This window comes from Georgenia yuyongxinii (assembly GCF_006352065.1).
GTDB classification, from domain to species: Bacteria; Actinomycetota; Actinomycetes; order Actinomycetales; family Actinomycetaceae; genus Georgenia; species Georgenia yuyongxinii.
Window position 1 is genome coordinate 2,226,276 of record NZ_CP040915.1, and the last position, 24,564, is coordinate 2,250,839.

Consider the following 24,564-nt stretch of genomic DNA (forward strand, 5'->3'; position numbering starts at 1 on the left):
CCGAGCGGCGGCGGCCGCCATGACATCTCGCCGAGAAGATGACATCTCGCCGTACAGGGAGGGGGCGGTCAGCGGGTGGCGTAGTACGCCGCGAGCCGGTCGAACCCTTCATCCAGGCTGACGGTCGGCGCCCAGCCGAGCACCTGCCGGGTACGGCGCAGGTCGAACCAGTGCGCGGTGGACATCTGCTCGGCCAGGAACCGGGTCATGGGTGGCTCGTCCTCCCCCGGCCGCACGGCCCACACCCGTTCGATGAGCCCGCCGGCGGCGCGGGCGAGCGACCCGGGCACCGACCATCGGGGCGGCGGCACACCACCCGCCCGGCACATCGCCGCGATCAGCTCGTACACCGGCCGCGGCTCGCCGTTCGTCACCACGAAAGCCTCACCGTGCGCGCGCTCGGCACGGTCCAGGGCGGCGACGATCGCACCGACCGCGTTGTCGATGTACGTCGTGTCGATGAGTGCGGCACCCGTGTCGACCCGCGGCAGCCGCCCCGCGGCAGCCCGGTCGACCACCCGCTGCACCAGCTGGGTGTCCCCCGGCCCCCACACGATGTGCGGCCGCACCCCGACCACGGCGAACCCGGGAGCGTCGGCGGCCAGGGCGTAGAGCTCCGCGGCGGCCTTCGTCCGGGCGTAGCTGCCGCGTGCCCGCTCCGGCTCCGCCGGCCCGGCGCCCGCCCCGACGATCGACGCGCCCATGTGGGCCACCGACGGGGAGGAGACGAACACGAAACGGGACGCGCCGGCCGTCCGGGCGGCGTCGAGGACGATCCGGGTACCGCCGACGTTCGTCCGCTCGAACTCGGACACTGCGCCGGCGAAGGAGACCTTGGCCGCCAGGTGCACGACGGCGTCCTGCCCGGCCGTCGCGGTGACCACCACCGCCGGGTCCTCGACGGTGCCCCGCACGTCACGGGTACCGGGCACCCCGGAGGGGCGCCGCTGCAGCGTGGTGACCTCGTCGCCCCGGCGCACCAGCGCGGCCGCGACCTCCCGGCCCAGCATGCCGCTGGCACCGGTGACCAGGACCCTCACGGGGTGCCGGCCTTCTCGCCGGCGAGCATCTTCGCGGCCCACACGGCCAGCCGGCCCCGCTCGACCTTGGAGTTGTGCCGAACGTCGGTGGGCACCTGAGGCACCCGGAGCACGGCCGCGACGGGCCTGCGCACCGCCGCACGCACCGCGCGGGCCAGACCCTCGGGCGCCAGCGCGGGCGGCCGCCGGGCGCCGGCGTGCACGGCCGGGTCCGTCTCCACCACCACGACCAGGTGCTGGGTGCCGAACGGGCCCACCCCCACCGCGGCGGCGCGGGAGACGCCCCGGACGCCGAGGACGTCGTTCTCGACCTGCACCGGGGTGACGACGCCGTCGGCAGTGACGATGACGTGGCTGAGCCGGCCCTCGATCCACAGCCGGCCGGCGGCGTCGAGGTGCCCGACGTCGCCGGTGCGGTGCCAGCCCGGCCAGGTGGCCGCGTGGTCCTGCGTGGCCCACAGCCGGTCGTACCGGTCCTTCAGGTGCGGGGCGGTGACGAGCACCTCCCCGGTCACGCCGGGTTCCTCGGTCGGCTGACCGGTGGCGGCACCGACCTCGTCGAGCGGGACGATGCGGACCTGCGCGCCCGCCACCGGGGAACCGACGCAGCTGCCGCCGCCGGCACCGGCCACCTGGCGCGTGTCGGCGTCGGCCTCCGCCGCCTGAACCTCCTCGAGGGAGACGTCCGTCAGCGGCAGCACCTCGGTCATGCCGTACGGGGTGTGGGCCGCGGCGGCCGGCATGACCTCGCCCACCTGGGCGAGGCGGGCCGAGGAGATCGGCGCGCCCGCCGACAGGACGAGCCGCACCCGGCCGAGAGCCTCGCGCTGCCCGGCGGTGAGGTCCCCGGCAGTGCGGACGACGTTCGCCAGCGCGGAGGGCGAGCCGAAGACGGCGTAGGCGTCGATGGCGTCGACGGCGTCGGCCAGCGCGCGGGCGGTGAGGGTCGCCGGGGCGGTGACGTCCATGTCCGGCGTCGCACTGGTCGCGCCGAGCGCGGTGCCGAGCAGGGCGAACGGAGCGAACCCGGCGACGAAGCTCCGCTCAGGCGACAGGCCGTAGGTGGCCGCGACCGCGTCGCGCATCGCCGCGAGGCGGCGGTGTGTGTAGACGACACCCTTGGCCGGCCCCGTGGAGCCGGAGGTGAAGAGGATCGCGGCGTCGGAGTCGGGGTCCGGTGCGGCCGGGAGCACCGCGCCGGCGTCGGCGAGCACGGCGCCGCGGCCGAGCAGCTCCCGGGTGCTGCCGTAGATGCCGAACGTGCGCCGGCGGGTGTGCGCGGTGCGCGGCGGGGTGTAGCCGACCTCCTGCATCGTGGGCCCGGCGACGAACTTGCGGCCCGGCCAGCCCAGGACACGAGCGGCGACCATCGCCTTCTCGATGCCGATGATGTGGTCGGGTCCGGCGCCGCGCACGGCCCGGGTCAGGCCCTTGATGCCCAGTCCGGCGTCGGCGAGGACCACGATGGCTCCCAGCCGCAGCGAGGCGAACAGCGCGGTGGTCAGGTCGATCCCGGGCGGGATCAGCAGGCTGACGCGGTGGCCCGGGCGCACGCCGGCGTCGGCCAGTCCCAGGGCCAGGTGCTGGACCCGGGCGGCGAGGTCCGCCCAGCTGAGCTCCGAGCGACCTCGTGCGGACAGGGCGACGACGGCGGTGGCCGGCGAGGTGGCCTGCTCCTCGAGCGCGGCGTACAGCGGGCGGTAGGCGGCGGGCGGGGCTGCCGGGGTGCGCCCGGTGCCGGCAAGGACGGGCTCCCCGCCCGGTGCGGCGGCTGCGCCGCCGTCGGCCCCGGCCTGGGCGCCCAGTCTGCGGCCCAACCACGACACCAGGGTGCCGGCGACGTCGGCGTCCTCGGGCAGCAGGTGACCGGCTCCTTCGAACCGGTGGACGTCGGCGTGGGGCAGCCGGGTCATGAGGTCGCGCAGGTACCGCTCGTAGAAGACGGGGTCGCGAGGCCCCCACATGATCAGGGTCGGCACCTGGATCCCACGGACGCCCTCGGCGATCCGCTCGAGCTCGGCGTGGCTGGGGTGCGCCGGATCGACGGGGATGTCCTCGACGAACGCGCCGATGCCGCGCCGGTCACCAGCGGTGGCGTAGGGCGCCTTGTACGCCGCGCGCACGGCGGGGTCCAGCCCCGGCCGCGCCAGGGACAGCGTGACGTCCAGGAACGCCGGCGTGCTGACCGTCGCCGGGCCGTGCACACGGTGGTGACGGGCCAGGCGCAGCAGGTAGGGCACCGGCTTCGTGGTGCTCTGGTGCACGCCGGTGTTGGTCAGCACCACCGCGGCCAGCTCGCGCGGGTGGTCCACCGCCCAGCCCAGGGAGACCACGCCGCCCCAGTCGTGCCCGACTGTGACCACGGGGACACCGTCCCAGGACGACCCGGACAGACCCAGGGCGTCGGTGAGCGCACCGAGCTCGCGCACCCGGTCGGCGAGCCGGTGGGTGGCCCCGGTCCGCTCGGAGAAGCCCATCTCGAGCTGGTCGACGGCGATCACGCGCCAGCCCGCGGCCGCGCCGGCGGCGAGCACCGAGCGCCAGAGGTAGGACCAGGTGGGGTTGCCGTGCACGCACAGCAGCACCCCGTGGGGTGTGGCGCCGTCGAGGTCGGGCGCGTTGTCGAGGTAGTGCCAGCGGTGACCGTCCACCTCGGCGCGGCGGGACCAGGCGGGGTTCACGCCGGGCCAGCCCGCGGGGTTCGCGCGCGTGCCGGCGCCGCCGGTGGACGTGTCGGCGCCTCGGATTTCCGCGCCCGGGACAGCGGAGTGCGCGCCAGTCACCAAGCCAGCTCCAGCATCGCGGTGTTGAGGCCGGACCCCACGCCCAGGCACATCACCCGGTCGCCGGCACTGAGCGACTCGGCCTGCTCGGAGAGGGTCATCGCGATCGAGGCGGGCCCCACGTTGCCCCACCGGTCGAACGTGATCGGCACGGCGGCCGGGTCGAGGTCCATGGCGTCCACGATCGCCTGGGTGTACGGCGTCGAGATCTGGTGCGTGACGTAGCGGTCCATCGTGCGCCAGCTCCACCCGTCCCGCTCCGCCTCGTGCCAGGCGTCGGTGACCAGCTTCAGCCCGTTGCTCAAGAGCTTCTTGGTGTCGGTGGTCATCTTCCCGAAGCTGCCCACGCACAGGTCGTGGTGCTCGGTGCCCGCCCGGGCGACACCGCCGAGGATCCGGTGCCCGTCGGGCCTCGTCGAGGCACGCCCGACGACCGCGGCCGCGGCGCCGTCGCCCAGGGTCAGGGAGGCGAACTGGTAGGCGTAGTCCTTCCGGGTGGCCCCCTCGGCGAGCAGCCGCTCGAGGGTGTCCTCCTGCGTGGACCGCACGTCCTCGCTGTTGACGACGACGGCGTACTCGATCTGGCCCGCCTCGATCATCGCCGAGGCCATCTGCAGGCCGTTCACGAAACCCACGCAGGCGTTGGTGATGTCGAAGTTCAGCGCCGAGGAGGGCAGCCCCATCCGGTCGTGGATGCGCACGGCCACCGACGGTTCGAGCGAGCTGCGCGAGACGGACGTGTTGATGAGCAGGCCCACCTCGCCGGGGTCGACCCCCGCCTCGGCGAGGGCCTTGCTGCCGGCCTCCGCCGCCATGTCCTCGAACGCGGTGCCGGCCTGCCACCAGCGGCGCTCCCGCACGCCCGAGACACGCTCGAGCAAGTTGTCGGGCAGCCGTAGACGCCGCCGGGCGGGGGCGAGCCGTTGCTCGAACTCCGCCGAGGTCACCACCACCGGAGCCTCGATGTGGGCGAGCGCGATGAGCGCGCTCTCGCGGTAGCGAAAGGTGGCGTTTCCCCTGAGACTCACCACCCAAGGCTACGGAACGTTTCCGTAGACGCGCACCCGTTCGTCGCGGAGGGCGAACCTGGGAACCTCCAGCGGCCCCCAGGAGTTACGGCCGGAATGCGTCGGTACCTGGGCCACAAAGTGCTACAGCTCACGTCCGGGCGGCGCCTCGCCGTCCGCATCCCCCTCGTCCTCGGTCAGCGGGTGCCGCACGAGGAAAACGATCGCCACCACCAGCCCGCCCCAGACGAGGGCGATGGCGACGACGAGCATGATGAGGGCGCTGGCGGTCATCGGACGCCTCCGGTCGACGGTGGTTTCGCGGCGTTGCCGTCGAGGCGGTCCGGGATGAACTCGTCCACGGGCTGGCGCCACCGGATGGCCGCGAAGACGAATGCGGCTACGACCGCACCACCGATGACGCCCCAGCCGACACCGTTGACGAACGCCCACGGGTAGTCCTCGTAGGGGTGCGTGACGAGGTCGGTCAGCGTCGTGACCAGCATGACGATCAGGGCGATCGGCACCACCACCCCGAGGAGCACGCGCCACCACGTGCCCACGCGCGCGGTGGAGATGGCGTTCAGGTGCGCCTGCAGCTCGGGCAGCTTGCGCACCCCGTAGGCGACCACGAGGCACATCGTGATGGCGGAGGCGACGATCCCGACGTTGTTGGCGTAGTTGTCGGCGGTGTCCAGCATGGCGAGGGACGACGTCGTCGAGTACAGGCCCAGGGAGATCAGCGCACACAGCCCGCCGATACAGAGCACGGCCTGCAGCCGGGTGAGGTTGAACTTCTCCTGGAACGCCGCGGTGATGACCTCGAGGATCGAGACGAGGGAGGTGAATCCCGCGAACGTCAACGAGAGGAAGAACAGCACACCGAAGATCGGCCCGCCCGGCATCAGCGAGATGATCTGCGGGAACGTGACGAAGCTGAGGCTCACTCCCGTCAGACCCTCGATCTCGCCGATCTCGATGCCCTGCTGGGCCGCCATGAAGCCGAGCGTGGCGAACACACCGATACCGGCGAGGATCTCGAAGGAGGAGTTGGCGAACGCGGCCACGTACGAGACCGGCACCAGGTTGGACCGTCGGCGCAGGTAGCTCGCGTAGGTCAGCATGATGCCGAAGGCGATGGACAACGAGAAGAAGATCTGGCTGTACGCCGCGATCCACACGCCCGGGTCCGCCAGGGCGGCCCAGTTCGGCGTGAAGAACGCGTTGAGGCCGTCCATCGCGCCGGGCAGGAACAGCGCACGGACCACCAGGATCGCGAAGAGCACGATGAGCAGCGGCAGCATGAGCTTGTTGACCCGCTCGATGCCCTTGCGCACCCCCCGCGCCATCACCCAGAGCGTCACGACCCACAGCCCGAGCAACGTCCAGAAGATCCCGCCCACGACGTCCGCCGTGACGGTGGGGCCGGCGTACTGGAGGAACTCCTCCGCGAAGAACGTGCCGGGATCGTCGCCCCACGCCTCGGTCAGCGAGAACCCGACGTACCGCAGCGCCCAGACCAGGACGACGGCGTAGTAGGTGGCGATGATGAACGCGATGGCCACCTGGAACCAGCCCAGCGCCTCGAACCGCCGGCCCAGGCGGCGGAACACCGCGGGAGCCGAGCCGCGGTAGCGGTGGCCCAGCGCGTAGTCGAGGAGCAGGATCGGGATGCCGGCCGTGAGCAGCGCGACGAGGTACGGGATGAGGAAGGCGCCGCCACCGTTCTCGTACGCCACGCCGGGGAAGCGCCAGATGTTCCCGAGCCCGATCGCGGAGCCGATCGCGGCGAGCAGGAACCCGAGCTGACCCGACCACTGCTCCCGCTCCACGGCGGGCTTCGCCTCGACCATGGCCCACACTGTCCCGCCATCGCCACACAGCCGCAATCGGACAACACGTACGCGCGTACCGCCGTCGGCCACCCCGTCCGCCATCCGGACGCCTGACGACCGCTTCCCCGCCCACCGAGACGACCCGGCCGGCCACGGGCCCGGGTGTGACGATCGGAGCGACCCACCCACCGTGAGAGGACCCCATGCTCCGCAGCACCGACCGCATCCAGACCACCCACGCCGGCTCGTTGCCCCGCACGGCCGAGCTGCTCGCCGCGAACGCGGCGCGCGAGGCCGGCGAGTCCCGGGAGGGCTTCGCCGAGCTGCTGCGCACCGCCGTCACGGACCTGGTGGGCCGCCAGCTCGACGCCGGCATCACGGTCGTGGGCGACGGGGAGTACGGCAAGTCGATGACCTCGGCCGTGGACTACGGCGCGTGGTGGTCCTACTCCTTCCAGCGCACCGGCGGCCTGGAGCTCGACGGCGACACGTCCTGGCTCACCGACCGGCACCTGTCCTCCCCCGGCGATGTCCGCCTCACCGGGTTCGCCCACCGCCGGGACCGCCAGCGCTTCGCCGAGGCCTACGCCGACCCGTCCTCCGGGATCTTCACCGGTGGTGACCCCAAGCCTTTCCCGACGGCGACCGGCCCGCTGCGTTACACCGGCCAGGAGGCGGTCGGCACCGACGCAGCCAACCTGACGTCGGCGTTGCAGACGACCGGTGCCCAGGAGGGCTTCCTCACCGCCCTCTCCCCCGGGTCCGCCTCGCGGATCTCCAACCGGTACTACGCCTCTGACGAGGAGTTCCTCTACGCCTGGGCGGAGGTGCTGCGCGAGGAGTACCGCACCGTCATCGACGCCGGGCTCGTGCTGCAGATCGACGATCCGTCGATCGCGGAGAACTTCGACCAGATCGAGCCCGAGCCGGCCGTCGAGGACTACGTGCGGTTCACCGAGCTGCGCGTCGAGGCGCTCAACCACGCCCTGCGCGGTCTGCCCGAGGACCGCATCCGCTTCCACCTGTGCTGGGGCAGCTGGCACGGTCCGCACACCACGGACCTGCCGATGAAGGACATCGTGCGCACGATGCTCAAGATCAACGCCGGCGCCTACTCCTTCGAGGCAGCCAACGTGCGCCATGAGCACGAGTGGCGGGTGTGGGAGGACGTCGCGCTGCCCGAGGACAAGCTCATCCTGCCCGGCGTTGTCTCGCATGCGACCAACGTGGTGGAGCACCCCGAGCTCGTGGCCGACCGGATCGAGCGCTTCGCCGGGCTCGTGGGGCGGGAGAACGTCGTCGCCTCGACCGACTGCGGCCTCGGCGGCCGGGTCCACCCGCAGATCGCGGCCGCGAAGCTCGAGGCGCTGGGTGCGGGCGCGGAGCTGGCCACCCGCCGTCTCTGGCGCTGAGCTGCGGCGCGGCCCGGACACCCTGCGCCCCCGGGCCCCGCCGCACGCGCCCCGGAACGCCTCCCACCCATTGCGTCGACGGGTGTGGCGGAAGACACTCGGAGTACAACGAATCGTCCACCCGAGATGAGGTCGACATGCGCAGCGACCCGACAGAGTTCCTCCCCGTCCTGGGCCGGGGCAAGCATCGCAGCCCCAAGCGGGGCGCGTGCTTCATGGAGATGGCCTCGGTGCTGGCGGGAGAACGGTGGAGCGACCACCCGGCCTGCACGCATCCGCTGCTGGCGCACCTGGCCAGGCTGGTCAACGACTTCACCTCCGACGCCGGTCGGCAGCGCCTCACCCCGCTGATCCCCTCGGTGATCGGTCTGCAGAGCGCGGACCGGCGGTGGGACCACGAGATCGCCCTGCTGGTGGCCACGCGCGCGCTGCCGTTCGCCTCCGCCCTGCGCCGCCCGACGGTGGCCGTGGGCATCCTGGCGTGCGAGCGGCTGCTGGCCCAGGCCGAAGGGCGCACGCCCGACGCGCTGCGGCCGTCCAGCGAGCGCGCGCTCGCGCACGACCCCGCCGCGGCCGGCTGGGCGCAGGAGTTCACCCGTCAGCTGGGTTCGGACCACGCCACCCGCCACCCCGGTCCGGCCATCCTGGAGTACTCCGTGCCGGCCATCGCCCACTCGCGCGGGGCCGACGCGGACGACATCCTCTTCACCCTGCTGAGTGACGCGATCACGCTCTGCGAACGGTTCACGAGCCGTGCGGAGCGGGCGACGGCGGAGGTCCAGCCGGTCGAGCGGCCCGCCCAGCTCGCGGTGGCGCTGCCGGGTTGACCCCGGCGACAGCTCATCTCGGAACGGTCGAGCGTGCGACCTCCCCCCGGAGGCCGCACGCCCGCCGGCACGGACTGCCCCGCTGCCACCGGTAGCCAGGGCGGGGCCGTGACGTGGGACGATGCGCGAGCGGTGCGAGATCCTCATCGTGTGCCGCCAACCGTCGTCCGCCGAGAAGGAGTCATCATGGCCACCCCGCACATCGCCGCCGAGAAGGGCGACTTCGCGCCCGCCGTCCTCATGCCGGGTGACCCGCGGCGTGCCGAACGGATCGCGAACCTGCTCATGCCGGACGCCCGGAAGGTCTCCGACGTGCGCGGCATCGGCGCCTACACCGGCACGGTCGACGGCAAGCCGCTCTCCGTGATGGCCTCCGGGATGGGGATGCCCTCGCTGGGCATCTATGCCAACGAGCTCTTCTCGCAGTTCGACGTACAGCGCATCATCCGCGTGGGCACCGCAGGCGGGCTGGCGCACAAGGTCAAGGTGGGCGACGTCGTCGTGGCCCTGGGTGCGCACACGGACTCGGCGATGAACACCACGCGGATCCCGGGCATCCACTTCTCCGCCGTCGCGTCCTACCCGCTGGTCGCCGCCGCTGTCGCCGCCGCCGGGGCCGACACGACGATCCACGTGGCGCCGGTGGTCTCCCGGGACCACTTCTACGGCAACCCCGCCGAGCAGATCCAGGCCCTCGCCGACTACGGCACGCTCGCGGTCGAGATGGAGGCCGCGGGCCTGTACGCCATCGCCGCCCAGTACGACCGCGAGGCGCTTGCCGTGCTCACGATCTCGGACCACCTCCTCGACCACTCCCAGGACATGACCGCCGAGGAACGCGAGCACAACTTCGAGCGGGCGCTCGCGCTCGCCGTCGCCGCTGCGCACTGCTGAGGGCGCGCCACCCTCGCTCCACGTCGGTTCAGACGGTCGGCGCGGCCCCGCGTCAAGCCAACACCCCGACGGCGCCCGAATTTCACCCTCTCAACGGCGTCGTACCCGTTGCACCCGCCGGGTGTCTGGCGCAGACTTGAGTGGGTCAAGAGCGCATCACCCCAGTGCCAAGGCCGGTGAGATCGTGATGATGAAGACCGATCAGCCAGACATGCTCCCGATGCTGTCACGCGGGAAGCACAGAAACCCACGCCGTGGTGCGTGCTTCATGGAGCTGGCCTCGTTCCTCGCCGGTGAGCGGTGGAGCGACCGGCCGTCGTGCACGCACCCCCTGCTCGCGCATCTGGCGCGCCTGGTCAACGACTGCACGTCGGACCATGCCAGGCCCCGGCTAGCACCGCTGATCCCGTCGGTTATCGGGCTGACCAGCAAGGACCCACGCTGGAACCACGAGATCGCCCTTCTCACGGCGGTCAAAGCGTTGCCTGTGGTGGCCGAGGAGACGCAGCGGGCGCTGGCCGTCGGTGTCCTGAGCGTCGACAGGATGCTGGCCGAGACCGACGGCCGTGAGCCGGGCACCTTGCGTCCGGCCACCGCCGAGGCACTCGACGCCGTCCCGCACGCGGCCCGGTGGGCGCGGGAGTTCATCGCGCACGGCGTCATCGGGCCGGTGCGCTACCACCCCGGGCCGGTGATCCTGGACTTCGCGGTGCCGGGCATCGCCACGGCGTGCGTCACCGATGCCGACGACCGGCTGCGCCGTCTGCTGACGGACGCGATCCACATGTGCGAGGACCTGGCGACGGCGGAGCGGGGCCCGGCCGAGGTCGACCGTCTCGCGGATCTGCGGCCGGAGCAGTGGCTGCTCGTGGTGTCGCCCGCAGCGACTCGCTGACCACGTTGGACGGCGGGGCGGACCAGGGACCGCCCCGCCGTCGGCGTGCCACACGGCGCCCGGAGGCGGACACGGGGCGCCACTTGGCGGACGCGGACAACCCGCGCCGCGCCGGGGTGTGCCGTTTACGGCGTGTCGGGCGGTTTTCGGGCTCTCTTTCACAAGCGGCGCGATTCGTCGTCGATTGTCGCTCTGATGTGCCCCGCCGCGACGGGCGCCGCCGGTAACCTCCTGACAAGTCGTCGAGGAAGGGGCCCTGACAATGACGCAGCAGCAATCGCCCGCAGCCGAGCAGCCTCCCGTCCGGCGGGGGCCGGGGCGGCCGCGGCATGCGGACACAGAGGCCCGTGCCTACCGCGCCGTGCTCGAGCTCTTCGGTCAGAAGGGCTGGTCCGGTCTGAGCCTCGACGGCGTGGCCACCCACGCAGGTATCGGCAAGTCGTCGATCTACCTGCGGTGGAAGGACAAGCGCGACCTCCTCATGGACGCGCTTCATGATCTCGAGGAGCACCTCGTGGTCCCCGAGGAGACCGAGAACCTCAAGATCCGGGACTACCTCGTGGCGCATGCCACCGCCCGTGCGGAGCTGTACCTGGGCGAGCACGGCAGTGCTCTGTCACATCTCTACTCCGCCGCCCACGCCAATCCGTCGGAGTTCGCCGAGATCCGCCAGCAGAACATCAGCCGCGGGATCCTGAGCCTCCACGGCCGGATCGAGAAGGCCGTCGCCGACGGTGAGCTGCCCAAGGACACCTCGGTGTTCCATCTGCTCGACGCGATCGAGGGAGCCGTCCTCGTCCACGTGCTCTTCAGCTCGCCCAAGAACAACGACGACCTGAGCACCGGCATCGGGGAGTACGTGCGCAAGCTCGTCGACATCCAGCTCCGCGGGATCGGCGCCACCGTCTGACGGCTGGGGGCCAGGCGCTCACATGCGCGCGTACGCGGCGAGGGTCCACAGATGCGTGACCGCGTACGCGCGCAGCGGCCGCCAGGACTCGGCGCGCGCCACGGCAGCCTGGGCGTGAAGCCCGCCGAGAGCGCGCCTGAGCACCAGGTCGCCGGCGGGATAGGCGTCCCGGTCCCCGAGGGCGCGCAGCGCCAGGTAGTCCGCCGTCCAGGGGCCGACGCCGGGCAGAGCCAGCAGCTGCCGGCGGACGAGGGCGGGGTCGCTCCCCGGGGTGATGTGGAGCCCATCGGCGCAGGCGGTCGCCAGCGCGTGGACGGTGCGGGCTCGCGCCCCGGTCACGCGCACTGCCTCCCGTAGCTCGGTGGGATCGACGCCGGCGAGCCTCTCGGGTCGGGGGAACGCACGCAGGTTCCCCGGGGCGAGGGTCCCGTACGTGCTGACGAGCCGAGCGGCGAAGGTCCGCGCCGCGGCCAGGGAGACCTGCTGACCGAGCACCGTGACGACGGCGGCCTCGAAGCCGTCCACATGGCCAAGCACCCGCAGCCCCGGCCGCGCCGCGACAAGCGGTCCCAGGAGCGGGTCTCCGCCCAGTACCTGCGCCACACCAGACGGCTCTACGTCCAGATCAAGCCAGCGGCGGACCAGCTCGAGCACCGCCGGCACGTCAGGCGCCGCCGCCTCCAGGACGGCATCGACGTGCGTCTCGGTCAGCCGGACGGTCACGGCAGCCGGCCCGTGCGCCGCCGGGACGGTGCGGGTGTGGGTGGCTGCGCTCGAGTCGTGGCGCTCGGCGCCCTGCAGGGCGTGCGCGGCCAGGGCACCGAGCACTCCGGCCACGTCGAAGGGCGCGTGCAGCGCCAGGCGCACCTCTGCTCGCACGGTGGTCGACGCCGTCGGCCGCGGTGCCGGCGTTCTCACCGACGTGACCCGTCCGGGTGCCACAGCCCGGAGCAGGCGCGCCGGTGCGAGCCCACCAGGTGGGTGTCGACCAGGCCGATGGCTTCCATGAGGGCGAACATGGTCGTCGGTCCGACGAAACGGAAGCCGTGGCTGCGCAGCTCCTTGGAGAGGGCGACGGACTCCGTGCTGGTGGTCGGCAGCTCCGCAAGCGTCCGCGGGGCCGGGGTGACCTCCGGCTGGAAGGACCAGACGAGCGCGTCGAGGCCACCCACCGCGCGCAGCGCGACCGTGGCGCGTGCGTTGGTCACCGTGGCCGCGATCTTCGCCCGGTTGCGCACGATCCGGGCGTCGGTCATCAGACGGTCGACGTCGGCGTCCCCGAAGGCTGCCACCACGTCTGGGTCGAAGTCGTGGAACGCCTCACGAAAGGCGGCACGCTTGCGCAGGATCGTCGCCCACGACAAGCCGGCCTGGAAACCCTCGAGGCAGATCCGCTCGTAGATCCCGCTCTCGCCGCGTACCGGTACGCCCCACTCGGTGTCGTAGTACTCCCGGAGGAGCGCGTCGGTGGCCGCCCAGGCCGGGCGAGCGAGACCGTCCGACCCGACGACGAGGCCGTCGTCGATCAGGCCCTCCGAGGTTGCTGAGGTCATGCGCCCACCCTGCCAGGCGTCACCCACATTACCGGACCCGCATACGGAGAAGACGTCCTCATGCTGCCTGCTCGAGCTCGAGGAGGCGCCGCTTGATCTCCGGGCCGCCCAGGTACCCGCCCAGCGAGCCGTCCGAGCGCAGCACCCGGTGGCACGGGACGACCAGAGGCACCGGGTTGGTCGCGCACGCTGTGCCCACCGCGCGCACGGCGCGGGGCCGGCCGGTCGCCGCAGCCACCTCGGCGTAGCTCTCGGTCTGCCCGAACGGGATCGCGGGCAGGTGGTCGAGCACCTCTCGCCGGAACCCGGTGGCCAGGCGCAGATCCACAGGCAGGTCGAACGCGCGGCGCCGGCCCCCGAGGTACTCCTCGACCTGGCGGGCGGCGCGGTCCAGACGCGCCGGTGCCCGCAGGATGCGGGGGCTCACGCGCTGCGCGAGCCCGGCCAGGACTTCGTCGTGGTCCTCGGTGTCGAAGGCGACGCGCACCAGCCCCGCGCCGGTCGCCGCGAGCAGCAGTTGGCCGAGCGTCGTGTCGAGGGTGCGGTAGGCGACGTCGAGGACGCCCCCGGCGGCCGCCTGGCTCGCCAGGCGGGTGTGCAGTCGCTCGAGGTCGGCGGCGTCGATGGTGCCGAGCGAGCTCAACGGGTCGGTGCTGGTCATCATGCGTGCTCCTGGAGGGTGGAACGCAGGGTCCTCATGCCGTCGGCGGCGGCCCGGCGGGCCGCCGCCGGAGTGCCGCCGACGAGGGCGGCGACCTCGGCGTACGGCAGACCGGCGAGATGGTGGAAGGCGATGGCCTCGCGCTGGCGGTCGGTGAGTGCGCGAAGCGCCTCCCACAGGCCGTCCTCCGGCGGGGCCGGGACACCGTGCGGGGAGACCTGGTCGGGTGTCTCGGCCACGGGCACCGCCCGGCGGCTGCGGGCACGGTGGAGGTCGATGGCCTTGCGGCGGGCGATGGTGACCAGCCACGCCTCGACGTTGGCGCCCTCGGACAGCTCCGGGTAGGCGCGCAACGCGGCGAGGAACGTCTCGGACCAGGCGTCGTCGGCATCCGTGGCGCCCAGGAGCGCGCGGCACACCCGCAGCACGGTGGGCCCGTGCTCGGCGACGACGTGTTCGAATGGCTGCACGTGAGGTAGACGTCCTGGGAAGCGCAGATGTGAGGACTTGACTCTATCCGGGTGCTGCGCCGCCCCTGCTGGACGCCACTCGCCATCGGGAAGGGTGCTGGCGCCGACCGTCCCCTCGGAACCTGAGAAGAAGTGACCCCCGCAGGGTGGAAGCCCGCGGGGGTCTGCCGGACACCTGGCGAAGGGTGGCCGGCACTCCCAGCCTACCCCGGCGGAGATCAAGCCCTGTGGAGTGGTGAGTGAGCTTGGCTCACGGGGTTCTGCGGGCGGCGCGCGGTTGCCGGACCAGCACGCCGGATAGCGCCCCGGTGGTCCTCGGTGCGAAGAGGCTCTGGACGGGCCTTGCCGTGTTTGCCTAGAGTCGCAACACCGAGTGTCCGTGCAGAGCTCGCGATGTCCGTCGACGGAGAGGACAGTCGTGGTGGACCTGTCCGCCTCACGCGCCCGGAGCCGCACCCGCCTGCCCGGCGCGCCTGGCACCAGGAGGGGTTCCCCATGATCACGTCCACGCTGGAGCTCACCCGCAAGGGGCAGGACGGCGGCTATGCCGTCCCCGCGGTGAACATCCTCGACGACCTGAGTCTGCGGGCGGTGATCGACGCCGCGGTCGAGAAAGCCTCGCCGGTGATCGTCCAGGTCTCGGTCAAGACCGTGCGGGCGGTCGGCGTGGACCTGATGACCAAAACCTTCGCGGCCGCCGCGACGTCGGTCCCCGTCCCGGTCGCGCTGCACCTGGACCACTGCCCCGACCGGAAGGTCATCGACGACGTCGTGGCGGCCGGCTGGTCCTCGGTGCTCTTTGACGCCTCGGACCGCGACCTCGCCCAGGCCGAGCAGGAGACCGGCGAGGTGGTCGCCCTCGCGCACGGGGCCGGGGTCGACGTGGAGTCGGAGGTCGAGAACATCGTCGGCGTCGAGGACGGCGTCGGCTCCGACGTCGCCGTGCACGCGTACTCCGTGGACCAGCTCGCCGAGATCGCCGAGCGCACGGGCGCGGACCTGCTCGCCCCCCAGCTCGGCACGGCCCACGGGCAGTACACGAAGGCCCCCGTGCTGCTCCCGGACCGGGTCCGCGAGCTCGCCCGGCTCACGGACCGCCCGATCGTGCTGCACGGTGGCACGGGCCTGAGCGACGCCGACTTCCGGACGTTCATCGACGCCGGGGTCTCCAAGATCAACATCTCCACCGGGCTGAAACGGGCGTACATGCACGCCGCCCTCGAGCACCTGCGCCGGGCGGAGGAGCGCGACAAGTGGGACCCGCCGTCGATGTTCAAGGACATCTCCGCGGCCGTGACGACCGAGATCGCCCGGTACTTCGACGTGTTCGGCTCGACCGGGCACGCCGACGGCGCGGGAGCGAACTGATGGCCCCGACCCTGATCTTCGACTGCGACGGCGTCCTGGCCGACACGGAGCGCTTCGGCCACCTGCCGGCCTTCAATGAGACCTTCGCCGAGGTGGGTCTGCCGGTGCAGTGGTCCGAGGAGGAGTACGCCGAGCGCGTCAAGATCGGCGGCGGCAAGGAACGCATGGCGAGCCTGCTCACCCCGGAGCTCGTCGCGGCGGCGCACCTGCCCACCGACGCCGCGGAGCAGCAGGCGATGATCGCGGACTGGCACAAACGAAAGACGGCCCACTACACCGCCCGGATCGGCGCCGGCGTCATGCCGCCGCGGCCCGGGATCGCCCGGATCGTCGAGGAGGCGGCCGCCGCCGGCTGGGGCCTGGCGGTCGCGTCCACCTCGGCCGAGGTCTCCGTGCGCGCCGTGCTGGAGCACGCCGTCGGGGCCGCGCGGGCCGCGGCCTTCGCCGTGTTCGCCGGCGACGTCGTGCCCCGCAAGAAGCCGGCCCCTGACATCTACCTGCACGCCCTGGACGAGCTCGGCCTCGAACCCGGCGACGCCGTCGTCGTCGAGGACAGCGAGAACGGACTCCGCGCCTCCCTTGCCGCGGGGCTGGCCACCGTCGTGACGGTGAGCAGCTACACCGCCGAGGAGAACTTCGACGGCGCCGCGCTGGTCCTCACCAGTCTGGGCGACGACACCGAGCCCGCCCGGGTGCTCGCCGACCCCCTCGGCCTGGGGGTGGGCGACCGCGTCCGCCTCACCGACCTGAGCACGATCCTGGACCGGACAAGGAAGGCGCCCCGATGACCGCAGCGCTTCAACGCACCGAGCTCGTGGTGCGGACCATCGCCGAGACGACCGTCGCGAACGAGAAGTACTTCGGCGATCTCGACTCCGTGGTCGGCGACGGCGACTTCGGCTACTCCCTGGCCCGCGGCTTCGAGAAGGTGCTCGAGCAGTGGGACGACCTGGACCGCACCGACGCCGGGGTGTTCCTGCAGAAGGTCGCGATGGTCATCTCCAGCCGCATGGGTGGGACGTCGGGGCCGATCTGGGGCACGGCGTTCCTGCGCGCGGGCGCGGCCGCGAAGGGGAAGCAGGAGCTGGGCAGGTCCGACGTCGTCGAGATGCTCCGGGCGGCGATCACCGGCATCAAGGCCCGCGGCGGCGCCGACCTCGGCGAGAAGACCCTCCTCGACGCGCTCGTGCCGATGACCGACACGCTGGCCGATCATCTCGAGCAGGGCGGTCAGGCCCAGGTGGCCCTCGACGCCGCAGCGGTGCAGGCGCGCGAGAGCGCCGAGGCCACCAGCGAGCTCCAGGCCAGACGCGGCCGGGCCTCCTACACCGGCGAGCGGAGCATCGGCTCGCCCGACCCAGGGGCCCTCGCGATCGCGGTGCTCGCGGAGGAGATCGCGAAACGGTGGCAGGACGGTTCCGCTCCCGCCGCCGGCTGAGGCTGCCACGCTGGCACAGTCGCCGGCCCCCGGGCCGGACCGAACATCACCGATCACTCACAACGATGTGGAGGACGCCGTGAAGAAGTTCGTCAACGACCCCAAGGATTACGTCCCGCAGATGCTCAAGGGCATCGCGCTCGCCAACCCGGACACCCTGCGCTACGTGCCTGACTACAACCTCATCATGCGGGCCGACGCCCCCCGCCACGACAAGGTCTCCATCGTCCAGGGCTCGGGCTCGGGCCACGAGCCGGCCCACGTGATGGCCGTGGGCAAGGGCATGCTCGACGGCGCCTGCCCCGGTGACGTCTTCGCCGCGCCGCCGTCGGACTACGTCTACGAGAGCGCCAAGCTCCTCGCCTCCGACAAGGGTGTGCTGCTGCTGGTCAACAACTACACAGGCGACAAGATGGCCTTCGAGATGGCCCAGGAGCTGGCCGAGGCCGACGGGCTCACCGTGCGCACCCTCTTCATCGACGACGACGTCGCCGTGCAGGACTCCACCTACACCGTGGGGCGCCGCGGGGTCGCGGGCAACTTCTTCGTCATTAAGGCCGTGGGCGCCGCCGCCGAGGCCGGGGCGGACCTGGACGAGGTGGTCCGCATCGGGGAGAAGGTCAACTCCGTGACCCGTACCCTCGGCATCGCCCTGACCGCCTGCACACCGCCAGCCAAGGGTGCGCCGTTGTTCGAGCTCGGCGACGACGAGATCGAGATCGGCGTCGGCATCCACGGCGAGCCGGGGCGCCGCCGGGCGAAGGTCATGACGGCGGACGCGATCGTCGACGAGTTCCTCGGCGCCGTGGTCCCCGACCTGCCCTACGCCTCGGGCGACGACGTCGCGCTGATGATCAACGGGCTCGGCGGCACCCCGATCAGCGAGCTGTACCTGCTCTACGGCATCGCCCACGAGAAGCTCGCGGCGCAGGGCATCAACGTCCGGCGCAGCTACGTCGGGGAGTACTGCACCTCCCTCGACATGGCCGGCGCCTCGCTCACGCTCGTCAAGCTCGACGACGAGATCACGAAGCTCCTCGAGGCCCCCGCGGAGATCGCCATCCGCGTGTTCTGATTCCGCCGCCCGCCTGCCTGACCACGGACGACGCCGGACCCCGCCTGCCCGGGTCAGGTCCGGCGTCGTCCGTGGTCAGCGCCCCTGCGGTCAGTGCCCCTTGTGGTCAGTGCCCCTGCGCGGCGGTCATGAAGCGCCGCTGGTAGCTGACGACCTGGTTCGTGGACGTGAACCGCGCGAGGTAGCCCGGCTCCGCCGTCACGACCACGCGGCGGCTCATGTCGCAGAACTCGTCGCTGGCCAGCAGCTTGTCGACCTCGGGGTAGTTCCGTTCGCCCTCCATGGAGCAGACGATCAGGCGGGTGTCGGGCAGGTTCGTCTCGCGCAGCACCCGCAGGTTGTGCCGTACGGAGTCCAGGCCGTCCCGGCCCTCGGGCGTGCGGGCCTGGCGGTAGGTGACCAGCTGCTCCGCCATGCGCCGGCACTCCTGAAGGGGGAAGTCGGTGTCCGTGCGGGCCAGGTAGTCGTTCTGGATCAGGTAGTCGCGCAGGGTGACGAGCACGCCGTCGTCCCGGCTCTCGGCGAAGTCGTCGAGCAGCTCGATCATCTTCGTGGACTGCATGAGGCGGTGCCGGATGAAGCTGTTGATGAAGTAGGGCCGCGCCTGCAGCGCCAGCTGGGCCTGGTACGGCTCGAACATGAGCGTGAAGTTCACCCGGAAGCCGTGCTCGCGCAGCTTCAGGGCGAGGTTGTGCCCGCGGAGGGCGTCCGCCGTCGCCGGCTCCCACCACCGCCGGTCCAGGTGCTTGTCGCCGCTGAGGAGCTGGCCGACGTTGGCGTCGTTGACCGGTCCGGTGTGCGGCACCTTGATCACCACCCGCCAGCGCGACAGGATCTGCCGGAACCGCTCGGCCTCCTCCAGGATCTTGCCGAAGTCCGCCTCGAACGGGTTGTTGAGCTCCACGCACACGTCGCAGCCAGGGCCCAGGATGCGGCCGATCTCGGCCATGACCTCCTCGCGCGTGTGGAAGGTGCCGTCGACGTTGGCCTCGGGGTTGTTGAGAAAGAGGTCGTAGATGATGCCGGGGTTGCAGGTGAGGTTCGCGATCAGCCCGGCGATCGGCGCGATCTCGTAGGGGTTGGCGCTGTCGGCGGAGAACAGGACGTTGGTGGGACGTAGCGTGCCGTCGGTGTCGTAGGAGATGTCCCGGACGAGGTCGATCGCGAGGAGCCCGTCCGCCTCGAGGTTCAGGGCGAGCCGGAACCCCGGGGGTGTGTGCCCCGCCGGCGTGCCGAAGTAGCCGACGACCTCTCTGAACTCCGCCGTCACCCCGACGTGCCGGGCGGCGCCCTCCAGCTCGCGGAAGGTCTCCGCGGCCAGGGGTTGGTCCAGCACCCGGTGGACGTCGTCCTCCTCGCCGGGCACGATCGGCAGGCCCAGCGAGCGCAGCCGGTAGGTGAGGGGCATGAGCGGTGTCGCGGCCATGGTGGCTCCCTGACGCGTGCAGGGCCGACGGCGTCGTCCGTGGCGAGCGGCGGCAGAGGGCCCGCTGGGCACACTGTACAAGGGGCCGTGGTCGGTGACCATGGCGCGATGAGGCTCGCGCAGACTACCCGCTCGCCGTCGTGCCCCGGCAGACCGATGGGGCGAAGTTCAACCGCTCCGGAGCGTTACTAGTCACGCAGCGATCTGATCTCGATGGTGCCCGCGCCGCCGTCGACCGTGACAACCTGCCCGTCGCGTAGCCGTGCGGTGGCGTCCGTGGTGCCGACGACGGCGGGTATGCCGTACTCCCGGGCGACGAGTGAGGCGTGTGCGGCAAGGGTGCCGCCGTCGGTGACCACGGCTGCGGCCCGGGCGAACAGCGGGGTCCAGGCGGGCGAGGTCGCCTTGGCGACAAGGATGTCACCGGCGGCGAATCGGGTGAAGTCCTCGGGTGAGGTGACGATGCGTACCGGGCCCGTGGCGCGGCCCGCGCTGGCCGGCTGCCCCACGATCGCCCCTGCCGGGACGGCCTCGCGGGTGCGGGCGGCGTCGGCCGCGCGGGCAAGTGGATCGCCGACTAGTCGGGGAGGCGCACCGAGAGTGAGCGGCGCAACGAGCCGGCGCTGCCGCTCCCACAGCGCCCGACGAGCCGCGGCCACCCTCGCCCGTGAGGTCGCGTCTCCGTTCAACGCGGCGGTCAGCTCTTCGCGGGTGAGGAAGAAGGCCTGCTCACGGTCGCCGATCACGCCCTGACGGGTGAGATGGTCGCCGAGGGCGTGCCCACAGCGCCGCAGCAACGGCCAGCCCAGGGTGAGGTCCCGGGCCTGCTCCTCGCGGGCCACGGTGTACCGCTGCACTGTGCGCAGCAGCCGCCCGAACCGGTGCAGGCGCCGGGGCCGGTCGCGCAGTGCCGCGACGACGGCACGCTCGGCCGCTACCCGTGTGGCGGCATGTTTCGTGTGCCGCGCGTCGACGCCCGTTGGGGCGCCGGTGCCCAGCTCGCCGGCGGTGGGCAGGAACCAGTCGACCGACTGCACCGCATGACCGGGCAGTGCGGGCTCGGTGCCGGGCAGACCGGTCAGCAGCGCCTGGACGCTGTCGATGACTCCGGGGATGAGTCCGGACGTACGGCCGAGCGCCGCGAGGTGACCCTCCATCTTCCACGCCGAGCCACCGACGATCGCGAGGTACCACAGGTACTCCCCCGCCATCCGGCTCACTTGGTCCACGATCTCCACCAGCCGGCGCGGGCCGGCGGTGGCGACCTCGCGTTCCCCGGCCTCGACCAGCCGCCGGTAGGCGGGAAGCGTGCCCGCACGCCACTCCTGCTCGAGGCCGGCGAGGAGCGCGCGGTCGGCGCCGACCGGGTTGGTGGAAACCCGCACGAGGGCGTTGAACAACAGCCACGGCGCCCGACCGCGGCTCTGTACGATCACGCGGCCCAGCAGCCATGGCGTCGGGACAGGCAGGGCGTTGTAGTACCAGCCGTTGACGACGGCGTAGCGGAACGGGACCACCGTGCCGACCGTGGCGCGCTCGCCGTCGAGGTACCCGGCCTCGATCCGGTCGAGCGGCCAGCTGGCGAACAGCGGCGTCATCGCCTCGGGCAACCACTCCCCCAGGCGGAGGTTGCGCATCCAGTATCCCGGCCCGGGTGCCTCCCACACGACGGGTCCGGGCAGAGCGGTCATCGGCCTGGCCTGCACCAAGAACAGGACCCCGTCCCGATCGATCGCCCACTCGATGTCCTGGGGCGCGCCGAAGTGCCGGGCCACGTGGCCGGCAAGTTCGGCAACGGCCGCCGCCCGGTCCCGGTCCAGGACCTTGTGGTCGGGGCCGGCGCGGGTCATCTCCACCGCCCCACCGCGGATGACCCACTCATCACCAGTCATCTCTCCGGACACCAGCCGCTCACCCAGACCGCGGACGGCGGTCACGACGGTCTCGTCGCGGTTGCCAGTGAGCGGATTGGCGGTGAACGCCACGCCCGCCGCGGCGGCGTTGACCATCTGTTGTACCAGCACGACCATCCCCGGCGAACCGCCGTCGCCGCGGTCGGCGTGGCCGCCGGTCCGCTGGCCCCTGACGGCCTGGTAAGCGCCGACTCGAGCTGCGCGCGACGAGTCCATGCAGCGACGGATCGCCTCGTGGAGGCCGTCACGATCCACATTCAGGTACGACTCGTACATCCCGGCGTAAGAGGCCCCGGGAAGATCCTCGGCCACCGCTGAGGAACGCACGGCGTACGGGCCCGGGACGGCTCGTGCGGCGGCGTCGACAGCGGCGCGCAGCTCGCTGGGAAGAATGCCGTCGGCCGGCGCAGCCACGATGAACCCCGGTGGCACCGGGAACCCGGCATGGGACAGCTCGGCCAGGACCCCTGCCTTGCTCCCCGTGGCCGACCGGTCGAGGCCGGCCGCCTCGGCGAGCCTCGTCACCGTGCCGACGGCGTCCATGCCGGCCCCCTTCGCTCCGAGACGGCCTGGCCCTTCACTGTTGTCGGCGTGCCGCGGTCCTGTTAGCAGCAACCGACGTTGGCGTTGTGGTCGACAGTGTGCTGGGTGGTGAGGACGTTGCCGAGGGCGTCGAGCGCCGCCGGGACGACCGCGTAGTAGGACCACTTGCCCCGCTTGTCCCTGGTGACGAGGCCGGCGTCGACGAGCACCTTGAGGTGGTGGGAGACGGTCGGTTGGGTCAGGTCCAGCGGTTCGGTCAGGTCGCACACGCACGCCTCCCCGCCGTCGTGGCTGGCGATGATGGAGAGCAGGCGCAGGCGGGCGGGGTCGGCCACGGCCTTGAAGGTGCCGGCCAGCCGGGTCGCCTCATCCGCGGCGATCGGTTCGCGGGTCAGCGGGCTGCAGCACGCGGCGGCAGCCGTGACGTCGGTCAGCGGCAGAGCGGCCATGCCGGCCAGTATTGCGCATCAATTGACAGACGTCGATGCGTGCGGCGTCCTCGCATCCCGAACCTGGCATTGAGAACACTCGACAGGACGGCAGTGGTCGGAGATCTCCGGCGCACGCCGGCGGAGGAACCCACGGTGGAAGTCCCCCGGCCTCACCGACATTCCTCCTCGCCACCGGCTGCGAGCACCGGCGAGGAGCCGCGCAAGCGGTTTGTAGGGTCGCGCGCCCCCGCCTCGTGGCGCGGGGCGGGCACCGGTTTCAGGCGGTGACCGCAACCGGGCTCGTGGTCAGGGCTTCCAGGGCGGGGATGCCGACCGGCTCGCGGGCGAGGAGCGGGAGCACCGCACATCGTGAGGAGCCCTCGGCCATGATCTTGGTGATCTCGGCGTGCTCATTGCGGGCGCGGCGGCGCAGCAGCGGGTCGGTCGTGGCCGCGGCGGCGAGGGAGTTGTTGACCACCCAGGCCCAGGGCTCGATGCCGGCCCGGCGCAGGTCGGCCTGCAGCTGCTCGGCCTCCATCACCGGGGTGGCCTCCGGCAGGGTCACCACGATGACCTTGGTCAGCTCGGGGTCCTGCAGCCGCATCATCGGGGTGACGAACGAGGCCCGCTCCCCCATCTGCCGCAGGACGTCGCGGTGGTAGGAGCCGGTGGCATCCAGCAGCAACAGGGTGTGCCCGGTGGGGGCGGTGTCGATGACGACGAAGCGTCGCCGGGCCTCGCCCACGGCCTTGGAGAAGGCCTGGAAGACGGCGATCTCCTCGGTGCACGGCGAGCGCAGGTCCTCCGCGAGGGCGGCCAGGCCGGCGTCGTCCAGCGCGGCCCCCTTGGTGCGCAGCACCGTCTCGCGGTAGGTGCGCGTGGCGACCTCGGGGTCGATCCGGGAGACCTGGAGGTTCTCCACGGCGCCGGCCAGGGTCTCGGTCAGGTGCGCGGCGGGGTCGGTGGTGGTCAGGTGCACCGGCAGGCCACGATCGGCCAGGGCGACCGCGATCGCGGCGGCGACCGTGGTCTTGCCGACACCCCCCTTGCCCATCAGCATCACCAGACCGTGGTCCTGGGCGGCGAGCTCGTCGACCAGCGCGTCCAGGCCGCCGACACCTCCGGGGATCTGTGGCACGGTGGCCGGCGGTACCGGCTCCGCGCCGGCGGCACCGGCCGGGCCGGGCTCGAAGAGCCTGCCGAGGGCGTCCAGACCCACCATGTCCTCGCCCTTGAGCTCCAAGACGTCGGTGGGCAGGGCACGCAAGGCGGGGGGCAGGCCATTCAGGACGGCCTGCTCGCGCGCGTGCACCGCGGCAGCCAACTCGTCCGGGCCCTCGGGTGCGGGCATGACGGAATTGACGACGACGTGCTGCCCGCCCATGCCCAGGGCGGCGAGCTCGCCGCGGGTGCGCTCGATCTCCGCGATCGCCGCCCGCTGGGCGCGGGTGACCAGCACCAGGCGGGTGCGGGCCGGGTCGCCGAGGGCGGCGACCGCCGCGGCGTACGCGGTGCGCTGGCGCTCCAGGCCGGCGAGGGGGCCGAGACAGGAGGCGTCGCCCTTGCCCTCGTCGAGGAAGTCGGTCCAAGACCCCGGCAGCTGGAGCAGACGGATGGTGTGGCCGGTGGGAGCGGTGTCGAAGACGACGTGGTCGAAGCCGGCGATGGACTCCTCGCCGGTGAGCAGTCCGGTGAACTCGTTGAACGAGGCGATCTCGGTGGTGCAGGCTCCGGAGAGCTGCTCCTCGATCAGGTCGACCTCCACCTGTGGCAGGAGGCCCCGCACGGGGGCGACGATGCGTTCGCGGTACGCCGTGGCCGCCTGGTCGGGGTTGATCTCCAGGGCGGACAGGCCCGGCACGGCCGGGACGGCGGTGACCGCGTTCCCGATGGTGAGTCCGAACACCTGCCCGACATTGGAGGCCGGGTCGGTGCTCACCAGCAGCACCGAACGTCCCTGGCGAGCCAGGACGATGGCAGCGCCACAGGCGACGGAGGTCTTGCCCACCCCGCCCTTGCCGGTCAGGAACAGGTAGCGCGGCGCCCCGATGAGGAAGGACGGCACAGTCATGGTCACAGCCTT

Annotated in this window: 22 protein-coding genes; 9 read left to right on the forward strand and 13 right to left on the reverse strand. The window is 72.2% G+C overall.

What is annotated here, in order from left to right:
* Positions 1–68 precede the first annotated feature (68 nt).
* The 5 genes from FE374_RS10100 to FE374_RS10120 all read right to left on the reverse strand — a co-directional run bounded on the left by FE374_RS10100 (position 69) and on the right by FE374_RS10120 (position 6,683).
* Positions 69–1,040, reverse strand: a complete 972-nt coding sequence (locus FE374_RS10100; protein ID WP_139928739.1) for an NAD-dependent epimerase/dehydratase family protein — start codon at positions 1,038–1,040, stop codon at positions 69–71.
* Positions 1,037–3,823: an alpha/beta fold hydrolase gene (locus FE374_RS10105; RefSeq protein ID WP_230978237.1), complete on the reverse strand. Its 2,787-nt coding sequence runs from the start codon at positions 3,821–3,823 to the stop codon at positions 1,037–1,039. Before FE374_RS10105 ends, FE374_RS10100 begins: the two co-directional genes overlap by 4 nt.
* Complete coding sequence (locus tag FE374_RS10110; RefSeq protein WP_139928741.1) at positions 3,820–4,851, reverse strand: 3-oxoacyl-ACP synthase III; 1,032 nt, start codon at positions 4,849–4,851, stop codon at positions 3,820–3,822. The genes FE374_RS10105 and FE374_RS10110 overlap by 4 nt, the downstream gene beginning before the upstream one ends.
* A gap of 123 nt (positions 4,852–4,974) precedes the next feature.
* Positions 4,975–5,124, reverse strand: a complete 150-nt coding sequence (locus tag FE374_RS10115) for a methionine/alanine import family NSS transporter small subunit (protein WP_139928743.1) — start codon at positions 5,122–5,124, stop codon at positions 4,975–4,977.
* On the reverse strand, positions 5,121–6,683 hold the full coding sequence (locus FE374_RS10120) for a sodium-dependent transporter (protein WP_139928745.1): 1,563 nt from the start codon (positions 6,681–6,683) through the stop codon (positions 5,121–5,123). Before FE374_RS10120 ends, FE374_RS10115 begins: the two co-directional genes overlap by 4 nt.
* Positions 6,684–6,868: 185 nt before the next feature.
* Here FE374_RS10120 and FE374_RS10125 point away from each other — a divergent pair, with 185 nt between their 5' ends.
* From FE374_RS10125 to FE374_RS10145, 5 genes are all read left to right on the forward strand, one after another.
* Positions 6,869–8,077 (forward strand): cobalamin-independent methionine synthase II family protein, encoded by a 1,209-nt coding sequence (locus FE374_RS10125; protein WP_139928747.1) that lies wholly within the window; start codon positions 6,869–6,871, stop codon positions 8,075–8,077.
* A 137-nt stretch (positions 8,078–8,214) separates the two neighbouring features.
* Positions 8,215–8,904, forward strand: coding sequence for a hypothetical protein (locus tag FE374_RS10130; protein WP_139928749.1), 690 nt, complete (start codon positions 8,215–8,217; stop codon positions 8,902–8,904).
* Between the two features lie 186 nt (positions 8,905–9,090).
* Entirely contained in the window at positions 9,091–9,798 is a 708-nt protein-coding gene (deoD, locus tag FE374_RS10135) for a purine-nucleoside phosphorylase (RefSeq protein ID WP_139928751.1), read from the forward strand.
* Positions 9,799–10,066: 268 nt separating this feature from the next.
* Positions 10,067–10,693, forward strand: coding sequence for a hypothetical protein (locus tag FE374_RS10140; protein ID WP_230978238.1), 627 nt, complete (start codon positions 10,067–10,069; stop codon positions 10,691–10,693).
* A gap of 262 nt (positions 10,694–10,955) precedes the next feature.
* Entirely contained in the window at positions 10,956–11,603 is a 648-nt protein-coding gene (locus FE374_RS10145; protein ID WP_139928754.1) for a TetR/AcrR family transcriptional regulator, read from the forward strand.
* A gap of 18 nt (positions 11,604–11,621) precedes the next feature.
* On the opposite strand, the gene FE374_RS10150 is transcribed toward FE374_RS10145, so the two are convergent.
* From FE374_RS10150 to FE374_RS10165, 4 genes are read right to left on the reverse strand one after another with little or no spacing between them, the layout of a single operon-like run.
* Positions 11,622–12,521 carry a DNA-3-methyladenine glycosylase family protein gene (locus tag FE374_RS10150; protein WP_230978239.1) on the reverse strand — a complete coding sequence of 300 codons (900 nt, stop codon included), beginning with the start codon at positions 12,519–12,521 and terminating at the stop codon, positions 11,622–11,624.
* On the reverse strand, positions 12,518–13,156 hold the full coding sequence (locus FE374_RS10155) for a DNA-3-methyladenine glycosylase I (protein WP_139928756.1): 639 nt from the start codon (positions 13,154–13,156) through the stop codon (positions 12,518–12,520). Before FE374_RS10155 ends, FE374_RS10150 begins: the two co-directional genes overlap by 4 nt.
* 58 nt (positions 13,157–13,214) lie before the next feature.
* A complete protein-coding gene (locus FE374_RS10160; RefSeq protein ID WP_139931525.1) occupies positions 13,215–13,817 on the reverse strand; it encodes a methylated-DNA--[protein]-cysteine S-methyltransferase in 603 nt (200 codons plus the stop codon).
* Entirely contained in the window at positions 13,817–14,287 is a 471-nt protein-coding gene (locus FE374_RS10165) for an RNA polymerase sigma factor (protein ID WP_139928758.1), read from the reverse strand. Before FE374_RS10165 ends, FE374_RS10160 begins: the two co-directional genes overlap by 1 nt.
* 495 nt (positions 14,288–14,782) lie before the next feature.
* On the opposite strand from FE374_RS10165, the gene FE374_RS10170 reads away from it, so the two are divergent.
* From FE374_RS10170 to dhaK, 4 genes are all read left to right on the forward strand, one after another.
* Complete coding sequence (locus FE374_RS10170; protein ID WP_139928760.1) at positions 14,783–15,655, forward strand: class II fructose-bisphosphate aldolase; 873 nt, start codon at positions 14,783–14,785, stop codon at positions 15,653–15,655.
* Complete coding sequence (locus FE374_RS10175) at positions 15,655–16,443, forward strand: HAD-IA family hydrolase (RefSeq protein ID WP_139928762.1); 789 nt, start codon at positions 15,655–15,657, stop codon at positions 16,441–16,443. The genes FE374_RS10170 and FE374_RS10175 overlap by 1 nt, the downstream gene beginning before the upstream one ends.
* Positions 16,440–17,093 (forward strand): dihydroxyacetone kinase subunit DhaL, encoded by a 654-nt coding sequence (gene dhaL / locus FE374_RS10180; RefSeq protein WP_139928764.1) that lies wholly within the window; start codon positions 16,440–16,442, stop codon positions 17,091–17,093. Before FE374_RS10175 ends, dhaL begins: the two co-directional genes overlap by 4 nt.
* 79 nt (positions 17,094–17,172) lie before the next feature.
* Positions 17,173–18,168: a dihydroxyacetone kinase subunit DhaK gene (dhaK, locus tag FE374_RS10185; RefSeq protein ID WP_139928767.1), complete on the forward strand. Its 996-nt coding sequence runs from the start codon at positions 17,173–17,175 to the stop codon at positions 18,166–18,168.
* Positions 18,169–18,274: 106 nt separating this feature from the next.
* Here dhaK and FE374_RS10190 read toward each other — a convergent pair whose 3' ends face one another.
* From FE374_RS10190 to arsA, 4 genes are all read right to left on the reverse strand, one after another.
* Entirely contained in the window at positions 18,275–19,594 is a 1,320-nt protein-coding gene (locus FE374_RS10190; RefSeq protein WP_223173504.1) for a transaldolase family protein, read from the reverse strand.
* A 188-nt stretch (positions 19,595–19,782) separates the two neighbouring features.
* Positions 19,783–22,050, reverse strand: coding sequence for a PEP/pyruvate-binding domain-containing protein (locus FE374_RS10195; protein WP_139928769.1), 2,268 nt, complete (start codon positions 22,048–22,050; stop codon positions 19,783–19,785).
* A gap of 62 nt (positions 22,051–22,112) precedes the next feature.
* Positions 22,113–22,499: an ArsR/SmtB family transcription factor gene (locus tag FE374_RS10200; protein ID WP_139928771.1), complete on the reverse strand. Its 387-nt coding sequence runs from the start codon at positions 22,497–22,499 to the stop codon at positions 22,113–22,115.
* A 259-nt stretch (positions 22,500–22,758) separates the two neighbouring features.
* The gene (gene arsA, locus FE374_RS10205; protein ID WP_139928773.1) at positions 22,759–24,552 is read right to left on the reverse strand and encodes an arsenical pump-driving ATPase; all 1,794 of its coding nucleotides are present in this window, start codon (positions 24,550–24,552) and stop codon (positions 22,759–22,761) included.
* Positions 24,553–24,564 lie beyond the last annotated feature (12 nt).

Coding starts and splice junctions, on each gene's coding strand:
- FE374_RS10115 (WP_139928743.1), bottom strand. CDS start 5,124: ATGACCGCCAGCGCCCTCATCATGCTCGTCGTCGCCATCGCCCTCGTC.
- FE374_RS10120 (WP_139928745.1), bottom strand. CDS start 6,683: ATGGTCGAGGCGAAGCCCGCCGTGGAGCGGGAGCAGTGGTCGGGTCAG.
- FE374_RS10125 (WP_139928747.1), top strand. CDS start 6,869: ATGCTCCGCAGCACCGACCGCATCCAGACCACCCACGCCGGCTCGTTG.
- FE374_RS10130 (WP_139928749.1), top strand. CDS start 8,215: ATGCGCAGCGACCCGACAGAGTTCCTCCCCGTCCTGGGCCGGGGCAAG.
- deoD (WP_139928751.1), top strand. CDS start 9,091: ATGGCCACCCCGCACATCGCCGCCGAGAAGGGCGACTTCGCGCCCGCC.
- FE374_RS10140 (WP_230978238.1), top strand. CDS start 10,067: ATGGAGCTGGCCTCGTTCCTCGCCGGTGAGCGGTGGAGCGACCGGCCG.
- FE374_RS10145 (WP_139928754.1), top strand. CDS start 10,956: ATGACGCAGCAGCAATCGCCCGCAGCCGAGCAGCCTCCCGTCCGGCGG.
- FE374_RS10155 (WP_139928756.1), bottom strand. CDS start 13,156: ATGACCTCAGCAACCTCGGAGGGCCTGATCGACGACGGCCTCGTCGTC.
- FE374_RS10160 (WP_139931525.1), bottom strand. CDS start 13,817: ATGACCAGCACCGACCCGTTGAGCTCGCTCGGCACCATCGACGCCGCC.
- FE374_RS10170 (WP_139928760.1), top strand. CDS start 14,783: ATGATCACGTCCACGCTGGAGCTCACCCGCAAGGGGCAGGACGGCGGC.
- FE374_RS10175 (WP_139928762.1), top strand. CDS start 15,655: ATGGCCCCGACCCTGATCTTCGACTGCGACGGCGTCCTGGCCGACACG.
- dhaL (WP_139928764.1), top strand. CDS start 16,440: ATGACCGCAGCGCTTCAACGCACCGAGCTCGTGGTGCGGACCATCGCC.
- FE374_RS10190 (WP_223173504.1), bottom strand. CDS start 19,594: ATGGCCGCGACACCGCTCATGCCCCTCACCTACCGGCTGCGCTCGCTG.
- FE374_RS10195 (WP_139928769.1), bottom strand. CDS start 22,050: ATGGACGCCGTCGGCACGGTGACGAGGCTCGCCGAGGCGGCCGGCCTC.
- FE374_RS10200 (WP_139928771.1), bottom strand. CDS start 22,499: ATGGCCGCTCTGCCGCTGACCGACGTCACGGCTGCCGCCGCGTGCTGC.
- arsA (WP_139928773.1), bottom strand. CDS start 24,552: ATGACTGTGCCGTCCTTCCTCATCGGGGCGCCGCGCTACCTGTTCCTG.